Genomic DNA, 13,462 nt, shown 5'->3' with positions numbered 1-13,462 from the left:
CCCCCGTCCCTCCTCCGGGAGCGGACGGGGGCACCGGTCGTTCCCGCCCCTGTGAGGCCGCCCGCGGAGCTCGGCCCGGACGCGTGCCGGGCCGGACGCGTGCCGGGCCGGGCGCCGGGCGTCAACCATGCGGTTCTGTAACGGAGTTCCGGCGGTGCGGTTACAGTCACCCGGCGACTTCGGCACCCCCTCCCGTAGTGGTTGAGCCGCTTGATCACCTCTCGGCATACTGCGGGATCCGGGGGGTGCGCGCATGCGTACGAGACCACCCCCGACCGGGTGACTCTTTCTCGCCCGGCGACTTCGCTAGGGGGAACCTTGCGCAGACAAGTGAAGAGGGCGTGCGCGGCCACGGTCGCCACGGCGACGGCCGTGGCGCTCGCGGCGGGCATGGCCGGCCCGGCGTCGGCGGACGGGGAACGCACGGACGCCGGTGCGGCGTCGGCGGCGTCCGTGTCGAAGGCCAAGCACCGGATCACGCTGATCACGGGGGACCGGGTCGCCGTGGACGCCAGGGGCCGCGTCGTCGGACTGGAGCGGGCGAAGGGGCGGGAGCACATACCCGTCCAGGTCCGCAAGGCCGACGGCCACACCCTCGTGCTGCCGGTGGACGCGGCCAGGATGGTCGCGAGCGGCAAGCTGGACCAGCGGCTCTTCGACATCACCGAGTTGAACAAGGCCACGACCCGCGGCTCCCAGAAGCGGGGCCTGAAGGTCATCGTCGGCTACAAGGGCGGCGCGGCGAGCGCCAAGGCGGACGTCCGTGACGCGGGCACGGTCCGCCGCACGCTGAAGTCCCTGAACGCGGAAGCGGTGCAGACCCCGCACGAGGACGCGCCCCAGCTGTGGGACGCCGTCACCAACGGGGACGAGGCCGCCTCCGGTATCGCCCACGTCTGGCTCGACGGAGTCCGCAAGGCCTCCCTCGACACGTCCGTGGCGCAGATCGGCACCCCCAAGGCCTGGGCGGCCGGTTACGACGGCAAGGGCGTCACCATCGCCGTCCTGGACACCGGTGTGGACGCCACCCACCCGGACCTCAAGGGCCAGGTGACCGCGTCCAAGAACTTCACCTCCGCGCCCACCACCGGCGACAAGGTCGGTCACGGCACCCATGTCGCGTCGATCGCGGCCGGTACCGGTGCGAAGTCCAAGGGCACGTACAAGGGCGTCGCGCCCGGGGCGAAGGTCCTCAACGGCAAGGTCCTCGACGACGCGGGCTTCGGTGACGACTCCGGCATCCTGGCCGGCATGGAGTGGGCGGCCGCGCAGGGCGCCGACGTCGTCAACCTGAGTCTGGGCGGCATGGACACGCCCGAGATCGACCCGATGGAGGCGGCGGTCAACAAGCTCTCCGCCGAGAAGGGCATCCTGTTCGCCATCGCGGCCGGCAACGAGGGTCCGCAGTCGATCGGTTCGCCCGGCAGCGCGGAAGCCGCCCTCACCGTCGGCGCGGTCGACGACAAGGACCTGCTCGCCGAATTCTCCTCCACCGGCCCCCGCGTCGGCGACGGCGCCATCAAGCCGGACGTCACCGCTCCGGGTGTCGACATCACGGCTGCCTCGGCCAAGGGCAACGACATCGCCAAGGAGGTCGGCGAGAAGCCGGCCGGCTACATGACCATCTCCGGTACGTCGATGGCCACCCCCCACGTCGCGGGCGCGGCGGCGATCCTGAAGCAGCAGCATCCGGAGTGGACCTCCGCGGAGCTGAAGGGCGCGCTCACCGGTTCCACCAAGGGCGGCGCGTACACGCCGTTCGAACAGGGTTCGGGCCGGATCCAGGTCGACAAGGCCGTCAAGCAGACCGTGATCGCCGAACCGGTGTCGCTGAGCTTCGGCATCCAGCAGTGGCCGCACACCGACGACAAGCCGGTCACCAAGCGGGTGACCTACCGCAACCTCGGCACCAAGGACGTCACGCTGAAGCTGACGTCGACCGCCAAGAACCCCAAGGGCAAGGCGGCCCCGGCCGGCTTCTTCGAGCTCGGCGCCACGACGGTCACGGTCCCGGCCGGCGGCAAGGCGTCCGTGGGCCTCACGGCCGACACCCGGCTCGGCGGCTCGGTCGACGGTGCGTACTCGGCGTACGTGGTCGCGACGGGCGGCGGTCAGACCGTGCGTACGGCTGCCGCGGTGCAGCGTGAGGTCCAGTCGTACGACGTGACGCTGAAGGTCCTCGACCGTGCGGGCAAGCCGACCGCCAACTACGTCACCGGCCTGGCCGGCATGTCCGGTCTGGGTGCCGACGCGTGGTACCAGCCCTACGACGCCGACGGCACCGTCACCGTCCGTGTGCCCAAGGGCGGTTACATCCTGGACACCGGGATCCTCGTCGGCTCCGACCCGGAGAAGTGGGAGGGCGCCGACTGGATCGCCCAGCCGAAGCTGAACGTCACCAAGAACACGACGATCACGCTGGACGCCCGTAAGGCCAAGCCGGTGAACATCACCGTCCCGGCCAAGTCGGCCAAGCCGGAGTTCGCCTCGGCCGACTACAGCGTCGAGACGAAGGACAGTGCCATGGGCTTCGGCTGGTGGCTGGAGTCGTACGACAACTTCCGTTCCCTGCACCTCGGTCCGCAGATCACCGACGGCTCGCTGTACCAGCAGTGGGACGCCCACTTCAGCGACGGTGCCAAGGATCAGTACGCCACCATCACCGGCAGCAAGGTGAAGAAGCTCGCCACCGGCTACACCCGGCACCACAAGGCGGGCGAACTCGCCACGGTGAAGGTCGGCATGGGCGCGGCGGCGAGTGGCAAGAAGGGGATCGTCAGCGCCTTCGGCCTGCTGCCCGGCAGCAGCGGTGGCTCCTCGGCCGGTCTCCCGCAGACCCTGCCCGGCACCCGCACACTGCACCTGACCGCCGTGGGCGGGGCGACGTGGGATCTCGACTTCGAGCAGTACGGCGGTGTCGACGAGGAGGGCTGGCCGGTCATCGACGCCGGGTACCTCATCGGCACCCAGAAGGCCTACAAGGCCGGCAGGACGTACAAGGAGACCGTGAACACGGCCGTCTTCGGCCCGACCCTCGGCCCCGACTACGGCCTCTTCCGGGACGGCAACACCATCTCAGGGCTGGTCCCGCTGTTCGCCGACGGCAAGGGCCACGCCGGCTCCTCGCTGTTCACCTCGGTCAACACCAGCCTCTACCGCAACGGCAAGAAGGTCGGCTCGCACGACGACCCGCTGTTCGGTGACAAGGAGTTCACGGTTCCCTCCGGGGACGCCGCGTACCGGCTGACCACCTCGGTCAAGCGCAGTGTCAAGGTCGCCGCCGCGTCCACGCGGATCGACGCGAGCTGGACCTTCCGCTCCAAGAAGACCGCAGAGCTCAGGCAACTGCCCGTCTCCACGGCCCGCTTCCACGCGGTCACGGGGCTGGACAGCAAGGTGAAGGCCGGCACGAAGGTCACCGTCCCGGTCACCGTGGAGGGCGCCGCCAAGGGCAAGAACCTCAAGTCCCTCTCGGTGTACGTGTCCTACGACTACGGCAAGACCTGGAAGAAGACCACGGTCAAGAAGGGGAAGATCACCTTCAAGAACCCGGCGAAGGGGAAGGCCATCTCCTTCCACGCCAAGATCGCCGACAAGAAGGGCAACAAGTCGACGATCTCGATCTACAACGCGTACTACGGGAAGTAGCCGCCCCTGCGCGGACGGCCTGCCGGAAGCACCGCTTCCGGCAGGCCGTCGAGCCCCCTGGGGGCATCCCGTCTCACGGAGCCGTCACATGTGCCGCCGACTGCCGCGCGTCGGCGCCCCAGCCGGCCAGCAGCCGCAGTGCCTCCGCCGACGGCGAACCCGGCTCCGCGAAGTACGTGACCAGTGACTGGCCGGAGTCCTCGCCGACCGGGGAGAACGACTCCCACAGCAGCGTGAGCTCACCCACCAGCGGATGCCGCACGCGCTTCACGCCGTGGCTCTTCTCCTTGACGTTGTGCGCGGCCCACAGCGTCCTGAACTCCTCGCTCTTGACGGAGAGCTCGCCGACCAGGGCGGACAGCTGGGGGTCCTCCGGATGGCGACCCGCGTCCATGCGCAGATAGGCGACCATGTCGGACGCCTTCTGCTCCCACTCGATGAACAGGTCCCGGTAGTCCGGGTTCAGGAACACCAGCCGCGCCCAGTTCCGCTCGTGTGCCGGCAGCCGGCCCCAGTCCCCGAAGAGCGCCGCCGCCGTCCGGTTCCAGGCGAGGATCTCCGAGCGGCGGCCCACGGCGTACGCCGGGACGGTGTCCATCGACTCCAGCAGTTGCCGCAGCGCCGGGCGTACCTGCTGGGTGCGGGGCGCCTGCTTCTTCCGTTGCCGCCTCGGCTTCGCCAGATGGGTGAGATGGGCCTGCTCGGCGTCGGAGAGGCGCAGGGCCCGCGCGATCGAGCCCAGTACCTCCGCCGACACGTTCCGCCCGTTGCCCTGTTCCAGACGCGTGTAGTACGCCACGGACACCCCGGCGAGCTGGGCCAGCTCCTCGCGGCGCAGCCCCGGAACCCGGCGGTGGCGTCCGAAGTCCGGCAGACCCACGTCCTCCGGCTTCAGCCGGGCCCGCCGGGTCCGCAGGAACTCGCTGAGCCCCGCTCGCGGGTCGAGCCCGCCGTTCGCGGGGCCGGCCGGGTCGGTGTGCTGCTCGTCCATGCCGTCCAGTATTCCCGGTCGTACGCACGGCAACCTGTCCCCGCCGGTGATACGCACAGCCAACGTAGGCAGAGCCGTGGGCTGGGTGAGCCGTGGCGGTTGTCGCAGGCTGGAGGCCGTGCCCCGGCCGTACAGAAGGCGGCGGGGCCCACGACCCCACGAGGAGAACCCCGGCATGAGCACTGTTGCCGCGTACGCCGCGCCCGCTGCGAAGGCTCCGCTCGAGCGGACGGCCATCGAGCGGCGCGAGGTGGGCGAGCACGACGTCCTGATCGACATCAAGTTCGCCGGCATCTGCCACTCCGACATCCACCAGGTCCGTGAGGGCTGGGGCGAAGCCATCTTCCCGATGGTCCCCGGCCACGAGATCGCCGGTGTGGTGTCCGAGGTCGGCCCCGGCGTCACGAAGTACGCGGTCGGCGACCGCGTCGGCGTCGGCTGCATGGTCGACTCCTGCCGTGAGTGCGACAACTGCGGGGCAGGCCGGGAGCAGTACTGCACCCGCGGCATGACCGGCACCTACAACGCCCTGGACAGGAACGGCGAGCCCACCTACGGCGGCTACGCGCAGAAGATCGTCGTCGACGAGAACTACGTTCTCCGCATCCCCGACGGCCTGGCCCTTGACGTCGCCGCGCCCCTGCTGTGCGCCGGCATCACCACGTACTCCCCGCTGAAGCGCTGGGGCGCCGGCCCCGGCAAGAAGGTCGCGATCCTCGGCATGGGCGGTCTCGGCCACATGGGAGTCAAGATCGCGCACGCGCTGGGTGCCGAGGTGACGGTGCTGTCGCAGTCCCTGCGCAAGCGGGACGACGGCCTGAGGCTGGGCGCCGGCGACTACCGCGCGACCGCCGACCCGAAGACCTTCGAGGAACTGCGGGGCACCTTCGATCTGATCGTGTCGACCGTGTCCGCCCCGCTGGACCTCGACGCCTACCTGTCCCTGCTGAGGACGGAGGGCACGCTCGCCAACGTGGGGGCACCCGAGGAGCCGGTCTCCCTCAACCTCTTCTCCGTGATCGGCGGCGGCAGGACCCTCGCCGGTTCGATGATCGGCGGCATCGCCGAGACCCAGGAGATGCTGGACTTCTGCGCCGCACACGGCATCGGCGCCGAGATCGAACTGATCGGCGCGGACGGCATCAACGAGGCGTACGAACGCGTCCTGGACAGCGACGTCCGCTACCGCTTCGTGATCGACGCGTCGACGATCTGACAGCCGAACGGCCTGCCCCGGCGCGGCGACCGCGGCCGGGGGACGCGTGGCGGGCCCCGAGCCGGCGGCCACCGCACACCGGAACGCGGATCCGCGCACGAGCTCGCCGTCCCGGGCCGGGGCGGCCGCGCGCGACGACGGAGGCAGCGGGCCCCCCTTCCGGTCAGTGCGGCAGCGTCGCCGGGCTGCCGCCGTTCGCCTCGTAGCCGGCGACCGCCAGGGCGCGGTAGACCGCGAACTCGGCGGCGGGGTCGGGGGACAGGGTCCAGGGGAGGGCGCCCACGTGGCCGTCGATGTGTATGAGCTGGCTCATGGCCTCCGCCCAGCGCTCCCCGCGGACCAGGAAGAAGACCAGCAGATGCCGCACGTGCGCCGTCATCGGGTCGTCGGGACGGGCCGAGTGCACCGCGTGCAGCGCGCCGTGCATCGCCTTGCTGACGATCTCGCTCCGGTAGAAACCGGCGACCAGGTTCACCTCGGGCAGGTGCTCGAACACCGCGAAGAGCGGCATGGCGGAGAGCAGGGAGCCCTGGGGCGCCCGCGCCGCCGCGGCCTCCGCGAACGCGTACGCCTGCTGGCGTGAGCCGTGCCACTTCTCGCACCAGTAGTGCAGCGCGGCGAGATGCGCACCCATGTGGGCCGGGGCACGGTCCAGGATCTTCAGCCAGATCTGCTCGAAGTCCTGCTGCGAGTAACCGAGACCGCGGGCCACCGAGAGCTCCACGATGCAGGGAACCGGGTCGCCCGGAGCCAGCAGCGCCGCCTCGCCGCACGCCGCCTTCGCCTCTTCCATGATGATCCGGAACTCGTCCGTACCGGGCGCCGCCGTACGCCACGCCTGCTGCACGAGGAACTCGGCGTGCACGGCGGCGCCCCCCGCGTCCTTGGGCGCCTCGGTCCGCCACACCCGCAGCCACTGCCCGCCCGGCGCCTCGCTCACCCCGCCGGGCCGCTGAGCCAGCTCCAGGGAGGCCGCGCCCGCGAAGGCCTGGACGCGCTGCCAGCGCAGCTCGCCCTCCGCGGCCGTGCCGGCCAGCAGCTGCTGCGCCGCGCGGTAGTCCTGTGTGCGCTGCACCAGATCCAGCACGTCCAGCAGGTCCTGGTCGGGGCCGGGCATGCGGATGTCCAGCTCCTCCTCGAGGGCGAAGCCGTAGTTCGCGGGGTCCGCCCCGTCCGGGTGGCCGGGCGGGACCAGCCCCACCGCACCGCGCCGGCGCCTGAGGAACGGCAACACCACGAAGCCGAGCATGACGAGCGCGATCAGGACCCAGAGAATCTCCATGTCACAAGCGAACCAGACCACGCCGACGATTGGCCAACCCGGTGCCCGAACCTGTGGAAATCGACCGTCGCCCGGCCTCAGTCGGCTCCGCGTCCGTCATCGGCACCGTGCGCGCACTACCCTCGGTGCCCATGAGCGACAGGCACATCAGTCAGCACTTCGAGACGCTCGCGATCCACGCGGGCAACACCGCCGACCCCCTGACGGGCGCGGTCGTACCGCCGATCTATCAGGTGTCCACCTACAAGCAGGACGGCGTCGGCGGCCTGCGCGGCGGCTACGAGTACAGCCGCAGCGCGAATCCGACCAGGACCGCGCTGGAGGAGAACCTCGCCGCCCTGGAGGGCGGCCGTCGCGGCCTCGCGTTCGCGTCCGGACTGGCGGCCGAGGACTGCCTGTTGCGTACGCTGCTCAGCCCGGGCGACCACGTGGTGATCCCGAACGACGCGTACGGCGGCACGTTCCGCCTCTTCGCCAAGGTCGTCGCCCGCTGGGGCGTGGAGTGGTCGGTCGCCGACACCAGCGACCCCGCTGCCGTCCGGGCCGCGATCACGCCGAAGACCAAGGCCGTATGGGTGGAGACCCCCTCCAACCCGCTGCTCGGCATCACCGACATCGCGGCCGTCGCCCAGGTGGCCCGGGACGCGGGCGCCCGGCTCGTGGTCGACAACACCTTCGCCACGCCGTACCTCCAGCAGCCGCTCGCACTCGGCGCGGACGTCGTCGTGCACTCCCTGACCAAGTACATGGGCGGTCACTCGGACGTCGTGGGCGGCGCCCTGATCACCGGTGACGCGGAGCTGGGCGAGGAGCTGGCCTTCCATCAGAACGCGATGGGCGCGGTCGCCGGTCCCTTCGACTCCTGGCTGGTGCTGCGCGGCACCAAGACGCTGTCGGTCCGCATGGACCGGCACAGCGAGAACGCGACGAAGGTCGCTGACATGCTCAGCCGTCACGCGCGCGTGACGAGCGTCCTGTACCCGGGGCTGCCGGACCACCCCGGTCACGAGATCGCCGCCAAGCAGATGCGGGCCTTCGGCGGCATGGTCTCCTTCCGTGTGGAGGGCGGCGAGGAGGCGGCGGTCGAGGTCTGCAACCGCGCCAGGGTGTTCACCCTCGGTGAGTCCCTGGGCGGTGTCGAGTCCCTGATCGAGCACCCGGGGCGGATGACGCACGCGTCGGTGGCCGGATCCGCGCTCGAGGTCCCCGCCGACCTGGTGCGTCTGTCCGTGGGTATCGAGAACGCCGACGACCTGCTCGAGGACCTCCAGCAGGCCCTCGGCCGGTAGGGCCCTGGGCACTGGTGGACCCCGGCCGGGGTTCACCAGCCCGTCAGGGGTGGGGTCGTCTCCGACGGCGGCTCCACCCAGGGGCGGACCGTCACCGCCCACACCACGAACGCCACGGCCACCGCCAGCAACAGCAGCCACATGGCGCGGCGGGCGAGCGTCCTGCGCCGCAGCATGCGGGCCCCGCGCCGCATGGCGTTGGCGTACAGGTCCGGTGGCACGGGCGGTGGCGTCCGCTCCAGCATCCGCCGGACGGTCGCCTCACGGGTGATCCTGCTCATGTCCGCCTCCCGTCGCGCGCGTGCGGCTCCTGGGGGTGGGTGCCGTCATGACGGCACCGCCTCGACGCCGCCCAGGGCCGGGGCCGGTGGGCGGGCCGGGCGCAGCACGGTCGCCATCGCACGGTTGAAAATGGCCCGTACGCGCTCCACGGGCAGGCCGAGCAGTGCCGCCGTCTGTTCCCCGTCGACGCCCTCGTACAGGCGCATCACCAGGACCAGACGTTCCTGGGGGGTGAGCCCGGCGAGGGGACCGACGGGGCGGGGGCGGGAGCGGAGCAGTCCGCCGTGCCGGTGCCAGGTGCCGCGCGCGAACCGGGCCGTCAGGTGCTGGCGGGTGTGGTCGTAGGGGTCCTCGCCGTGCAGCCGGTCCCAGCAGGCGTACGTCTGGGCCAGCGCCAGGGTGAGCAGGTGCCGCGCGCGCGGGTTGTCGTCCCGTGCCTCCGCGGTGAGCAGGGTCGCGGTGTGCAGCAGTCGGCCGCCCGCGCCGGCGACGTAGGCCTCGAACTCGCGGGCGCGGTGGATGTCGTCGGACGCTTGCCGTGGGTGCAATCCCGCCTCCCGTCGCCTGAGAGAACCGGGCCCGGGTGGGTGTGACGGGACCCTCTCTCATATCAGGCCAGTGCGCGCCCCGGGGTCAAGAGCCGCGCACGCGCGAGGGCTCGCGGATTCCTTCGCCCCCGCCGCCCGGTCCGGGGCGGGGCCCCAGGTTCGGGGGCGGGAAGGGGCGGCGGCGGACACCCAGGGGCTCAGGAGTCCGGGCGATCCTGTACCGACATCCGGGAGGACAGCGCGCCGTTGAAGCGCGTCAGGAGCGCGCAGAACGCCTCGCGCTCCTCCGGCGACCAGTCGTCGGTCAGTTCGGCCATCAACTGCCGCCGTGAGGAGCGCACTTCCTCCAGCCGCGCCTGTCCGCGCGGGGACAGTTGGAGCACGACCGCACGCCCGTCCTCGGGGTGCGAGGTCCGCTTGACCAGGCCGGTGTCCACGAGCGGGGCCACCTGACGGGTGACCGTCGAGGAGTCGATGCCCATGCTCGCGGCGAGCGCCTTGACGCCCATCGGGCCTTCTTTGTCCAGGCGGTTGAGCAGCAGATACGCGGCGCGGTCCATCGAGTTGCGTACCTGGCCGACCCCGCCGAGCCGCGTCTGTTCCGCGCGGCGGGCGAACAGTGCCACTTCGTGCTGCAGCGTGTCGAGAAGACCGGTGTCGCCGACGGCCGTCGGGGCCGTCGTCATGTCCATCGACATTTCAGGTGTTGTGGGCATGGCCGGAGGCTCACTTCGTGGAGGGCTGCTCATTGGGGGACAGGGTACGCCGCCGGGCGGCGGGCCGTACCGGCGCCGAGCAAAGCCCGGGGTCCGCGGGTTGGTCACACCGGCCGTCGTCACCGGTGAACTGCGATGCTGGAGTCATGAGCTACAGCACGGCCCACTCCTCGCGGACCGTCACCCTCGACGATGTGCGCGGCGCCCAGAAGATGCTCTCGGGCGTGGCACGGACCACCGCGATGGAGGGCAGCCGGCATCTGTCCCGGCGGGTGGGCGCACCGGTGCATCTGAAGTGCGAGAACCTCCAGCGGACGGGGTCGTTCAAGCTGCGCGGCGCGTACGTCCGGATCGCCGGGCTGCTGCCCGAGGAGCGGGCCGCCGGTGTCGTCGCGGCGAGCGCGGGCAACCACGCGCAGGGTGTGGCACTGGCGTCGTCGCTGCTCGGGGTGCGGTCCACGGTGTTCATGCCGAAGGGCGCCCCGCTGCCGAAGATCAGCGCGACCCGGGAGTACGGCGCCGAGGTGCGCCTGCACGGTCAGGTGGTCGACGAGACGCTGGCCGCGGCGACCGCTTACGCGCAGGAGACGGGGGCGGTGCTCATTCACCCCTTCGACCACCCGGACGTCATCGCGGGCCAGGGCACGGTGGGCCTGGAGATCCTGGAGCAGTGCCCCGAGGTGCGCACCATCGTCGTCGGTGTCGGCGGCGGCGGGCTGGCCGCCGGGATAGCGGTCGCGGTGAAGGCGCTGCGGCCCGATGTGCGGATCGTCGGTGTGCAGGCGGCGGGCGCGGCGGCGTATCCGCCCTCGCTGGCGGCCGGACGTCCGGTGTCGGTGGACAACCCGGCGACGATGGCCGACGGGATCAAGGTGGGGCGGCCCGGTGATGTGCCGTTCGGGATCGTCCGTGAGCTGGTGGACGAGGTGTGCACGGTCACCGAGGACGAGCTGTCGGCCGCGCTGCTGCTGTGTCTGGAGCGGGCCAAACTGGTCGTCGAACCGGCGGGGGCGAGCCCGGTCGCGGCGCTGATGAGCCGTCCCGGCGCGTTCGGGGGGCCGGTTGTCGCGGTGCTGTCCGGCGGCAATGTGGATCCCGTGCTGATGGAGCGGGTGCTGCGGCACGGCATGGCGGCGCAGGGCCGCTACCTGGCCGTCCGGCTGCGTCTGACGGACCGGCCGGGTGCTCTGGCCTCGCTTCTCGGGGCGTTGTCAGTGGTCGACGCTAACGTCCTCGATGTGGGCCATGTACGGACCGATCCGCGGCTCGGGCTCACGGAGGCGGAGGTCGAGCTGCACCTGGAGACCAAGGGCCCCGCGCACTGCGCCGAGGTCGAACAGGCGTTGCGCGAGGCGGGTTACACGGTCATGGACTGACGCCGGGGGCGGTGTCACTCCATCGCGTCAATCCCGTTGAGACACGCGATACATCGCGTTATGGTGTGTCTCACGCCACTGCGCGGTCGCCCGCGTCCCGCCGCCCCGTGCCGGGCGAAAAATGCTCAGCACACCCATGCGCGCACACCTAGGCTTTCCGAAGAATCACGACGACGTGGAGACTCATATGCCAGGCGCCATCTATGCCGAAGGTCTGGTCAAGACCTTCGGAGACGTAAAGGCACTGGACGGCGTCGACCTCGAGGTCCCCGAGGGAACCGTCCTCGGTCTGCTCGGGCCGAACGGCGCGGGCAAGACCACCACCGTCCGCTGCCTCACCACCCTGCTGCGGCCCGACAGCGGCAAGGCCGTCGTCGCCGGCCTCGACGTGCTCAAGCAGCCCGACGCCGTGCGCCGCTCCATCGGCCTGTCCGGCCAGTTCGCGGCCGTCGACGAGTATCTGACCGGCCGCGAGAACCTGCAGATGGTCGGGCAGCTCTACCAGATGAGAGCGAAGGCCGCGAAGGCCCGCGCGGACGAACTGCTGGAGCAGTTCCACCTCGCGGACGCCGCCGACCGCACCGCGAAGACCTACTCCGGAGGCATGCGCCGCCGGCTCGACCTCGCGGCTGCCCTGGTCGTGTCACCGCCGGTGATGTTCATGGACGAGCCGACGACGGGCCTCGACCCGCGCAACCGCCAGCAGTTGTGGGAGGTGATCAAACAGCTCGTCTCCGGAGGGACGACCCTGCTGCTCACCACCCAGTACCTGGAGGAGGCCGACCACCTGGCGCACGACATCGCGGTCGTCGACCACGGCCGGGTCATCGCCCAGGGCACCTCCGACCAGCTCAAGGCCCGCACCGGCGGCGAGCGCGTCGAGGTCGTGGTGCACGAGCGTGAGCACATCGCGGCCGCCTCCGCCCTCCTCGACAAGTACAGCCTGCGCGGCCTCGGCAAGGGCGACACCACCGTCGAGGACCACATGCGCAAGATCACCACACCGGTCTCCGGCGGAGCGAAGCTCCTCGCCGAGATCATCCGCGAGCTCGACGCCGACGGCATCGAGATCGACGACATCGGCCTGCGCCGCCCCACCCTCGACGACGTCTTCCTCTCCCTCACCGGACATGTCGCGGAAGCCAAGGCCGAGGACCACGACGGCGCGCCGGACGGCAAGGAACAGAGCAGGGGACACCGCCCCGGCAAGGAGGCCGCGAAATGAGTGCCGTCACCGACGCCGTGCGGGTCGCGGCCCCCGGCAACCCCGTCGGCCAGTCGATCCGGGACTCCCTGGTCGTCGCCAAACGCAACCTGATCCGCATGGCCCGGATCCCCGAAGTGGTCATCTTCGGCCTCATCCAGCCGATCATGTTCGTGGTGCTGTTCTCCTACGTGTTCGGCGGCTCCATGGACATCGGCGGCAGCACCAGCCCGCAGGTCTACCGCGAGTTCCTCATGGCCGGCATCTTCGCCCAGACCGTCACCTTCGCCACCGCCGGAGCCGGCGCGGGCATCGCCGAGGACATGCACAAGGGGCTCATCGACCGCTTCCGCTCCCTGCCCATGGCGCGCGGCGCGGTGCTCACCGGCCGCACCCTCGCCGACCTGGTGCAGACGGCGCTCACCCTGCTCGTACTCGCCGTGGTCGCCCTCCTGGTCGGCTGGCGCACCCACACCGGTATCGGTGAGGTGCTCGGCGCGTTCGGGCTGCTGCTTCTGACCGGGTACGCGTTCACCTGGATCGGCGCGGTGATCGGCCTGTCGGTCCGCACACCGGAGGCGGCCACCTCCGGCGGCCTGGTCTGGCTCTTCCCGGTCACCTTCGTGTCGAACGCGTTCGTGGATTCCAGCAACATGACACCGTGGCTGCGCCACATCGCCGACTGGAACCCGTTCAGCGCCACCGTCCAGGCCTGCCGCGAGCTCTTCGGCAACCCGGGAGTCTCCCCCTCGGACGCCTGGCCCATGCAGCACCCGGTCTGGGCCTCGCTGATCTACTCGGTCCTGATCATCGCGATCTTCCGCACCCTTGCCGTGCGCAAGTACCGCTCGGCCGCGGCATGACGAAGCCCCCGGCGCCACTCAGGGTGCCGGGGGCCCGCCGGGGACCC

General features: G+C 71.1%; 11 protein-coding genes. 6 read left to right on the top strand and 5 right to left on the bottom strand.

Annotated elements, in window-relative coordinates; translation table 11 throughout:
- The first annotated feature begins 390 nt into the window (after positions 1–390).
- The gene (locus ACZ5C2_RS29525; protein WP_468798120.1) at positions 391–3,648 is read left to right on the top strand and encodes a S8 family peptidase; all 3,258 of its coding nucleotides are present in this window, start codon (positions 391–393) and stop codon (positions 3,646–3,648) included.
- 73 nt (positions 3,649–3,721) lie between these two features.
- Here ACZ5C2_RS29525 and ACZ5C2_RS29520 read toward each other — a convergent pair whose 3' ends face one another.
- Entirely contained in the window at positions 3,722–4,639 is a 918-nt protein-coding gene (locus ACZ5C2_RS29520) for a helix-turn-helix domain-containing protein (RefSeq protein WP_468798039.1), read from the bottom strand.
- A gap of 175 nt (positions 4,640–4,814) precedes the next feature.
- On the opposite strand from ACZ5C2_RS29520, the gene ACZ5C2_RS29515 reads away from it, so the two are divergent.
- Positions 4,815–5,855 carry an NAD(P)-dependent alcohol dehydrogenase gene (locus tag ACZ5C2_RS29515; RefSeq protein WP_468798036.1) on the top strand — a complete coding sequence of 347 codons (1,041 nt, stop codon included), beginning with the start codon at positions 4,815–4,817 and terminating at the stop codon, positions 5,853–5,855.
- A 163-nt stretch (positions 5,856–6,018) separates the two neighbouring features.
- Here the strand turns inward: ACZ5C2_RS29515 and ACZ5C2_RS29510 are convergent, their stop codons facing one another.
- Complete coding sequence (locus ACZ5C2_RS29510) at positions 6,019–7,137, bottom strand: hypothetical protein (protein WP_468798033.1); 1,119 nt, start codon at positions 7,135–7,137, stop codon at positions 6,019–6,021.
- A gap of 131 nt (positions 7,138–7,268) precedes the next feature.
- Between ACZ5C2_RS29510 and ACZ5C2_RS29505 the strand changes: the two genes are divergently transcribed.
- Positions 7,269–8,426: a cystathionine gamma-synthase gene (locus tag ACZ5C2_RS29505; protein WP_468798030.1), complete on the top strand. Its 1,158-nt coding sequence runs from the start codon at positions 7,269–7,271 to the stop codon at positions 8,424–8,426.
- 32 nt (positions 8,427–8,458) lie between these two features.
- Here ACZ5C2_RS29505 and ACZ5C2_RS29500 read toward each other — a convergent pair whose 3' ends face one another.
- The 3 genes from ACZ5C2_RS29500 to ACZ5C2_RS29490 all read right to left on the bottom strand — a co-directional run bounded on the left by ACZ5C2_RS29500 (position 8,459) and on the right by ACZ5C2_RS29490 (position 9,954).
- Positions 8,459–8,707, bottom strand: coding sequence for a hypothetical protein (locus ACZ5C2_RS29500; protein WP_468798027.1), 249 nt, complete (start codon positions 8,705–8,707; stop codon positions 8,459–8,461).
- A 45-nt stretch (positions 8,708–8,752) separates the two neighbouring features.
- The gene (locus ACZ5C2_RS29495; RefSeq protein ID WP_468798024.1) at positions 8,753–9,256 is read right to left on the bottom strand and encodes a sigma factor-like helix-turn-helix DNA-binding protein; all 504 of its coding nucleotides are present in this window, start codon (positions 9,254–9,256) and stop codon (positions 8,753–8,755) included.
- Between the two features lie 197 nt (positions 9,257–9,453).
- Positions 9,454–9,954, bottom strand: a complete 501-nt coding sequence (locus ACZ5C2_RS29490) for a MarR family winged helix-turn-helix transcriptional regulator (RefSeq protein ID WP_468798117.1) — start codon at positions 9,952–9,954, stop codon at positions 9,454–9,456.
- A gap of 164 nt (positions 9,955–10,118) precedes the next feature.
- Between ACZ5C2_RS29490 and ilvA the strand changes: the two genes are divergently transcribed.
- The 3 genes from ilvA to ACZ5C2_RS29475 all read left to right on the top strand — a co-directional run bounded on the left by ilvA (position 10,119) and on the right by ACZ5C2_RS29475 (position 13,415).
- Positions 10,119–11,348, top strand: a complete 1,230-nt coding sequence (gene ilvA, locus ACZ5C2_RS29485) for a threonine ammonia-lyase (RefSeq protein WP_468798021.1) — start codon at positions 10,119–10,121, stop codon at positions 11,346–11,348.
- Positions 11,349–11,535: 187 nt separating this feature from the next.
- The gene (locus ACZ5C2_RS29480) at positions 11,536–12,573 is read left to right on the top strand and encodes an ATP-binding cassette domain-containing protein (protein WP_468798018.1); all 1,038 of its coding nucleotides are present in this window, start codon (positions 11,536–11,538) and stop codon (positions 12,571–12,573) included.
- Positions 12,570–13,415 carry an ABC transporter permease gene (locus ACZ5C2_RS29475; protein WP_468798015.1) on the top strand — a complete coding sequence of 282 codons (846 nt, stop codon included), beginning with the start codon at positions 12,570–12,572 and terminating at the stop codon, positions 13,413–13,415. Before ACZ5C2_RS29480 ends, ACZ5C2_RS29475 begins: the two co-directional genes overlap by 4 nt.
- Positions 13,416–13,462 lie beyond the last annotated feature (47 nt).

The sequence above is a fragment of the Streptomyces sp. NPDC031365 genome (assembly GCF_055569765.1).
This window is presented reverse-complemented; position numbering and strand designations above follow the sequence as displayed.

Bases quoted from the DNA above. Each gene is read 5' to 3' on its own strand.
- ACZ5C2_RS29475 (WP_468798015.1), top strand. From the start codon at position 12,570: ATGAGTGCCGTCACCGACGCCGTGCGGGTCGCGGCCCCCGGCAACCCC.
- ACZ5C2_RS29490 (WP_468798117.1), bottom strand. From the start codon at position 9,954: ATGTCGATGGACATGACGACGGCCCCGACGGCCGTCGGCGACACCGGT.
- ACZ5C2_RS29510 (WP_468798033.1), bottom strand. From the start codon at position 7,137: ATGGAGATTCTCTGGGTCCTGATCGCGCTCGTCATGCTCGGCTTCGTG.
- ACZ5C2_RS29520 (WP_468798039.1), bottom strand. From the start codon at position 4,639: ATGGACGAGCAGCACACCGACCCGGCCGGCCCCGCGAACGGCGGGCTC.
- ilvA (WP_468798021.1), top strand. From the start codon at position 10,119: ATGAGCTACAGCACGGCCCACTCCTCGCGGACCGTCACCCTCGACGAT.
- ACZ5C2_RS29515 (WP_468798036.1), top strand. From the start codon at position 4,815: ATGAGCACTGTTGCCGCGTACGCCGCGCCCGCTGCGAAGGCTCCGCTC.
- ACZ5C2_RS29480 (WP_468798018.1), top strand. From the start codon at position 11,536: ATGCCAGGCGCCATCTATGCCGAAGGTCTGGTCAAGACCTTCGGAGAC.
- ACZ5C2_RS29500 (WP_468798027.1), bottom strand. From the start codon at position 8,707: ATGAGCAGGATCACCCGTGAGGCGACCGTCCGGCGGATGCTGGAGCGG.
- ACZ5C2_RS29505 (WP_468798030.1), top strand. From the start codon at position 7,269: ATGAGCGACAGGCACATCAGTCAGCACTTCGAGACGCTCGCGATCCAC.
- ACZ5C2_RS29525 (WP_468798120.1), top strand. From the start codon at position 391: ATGGCCGGCCCGGCGTCGGCGGACGGGGAACGCACGGACGCCGGTGCG.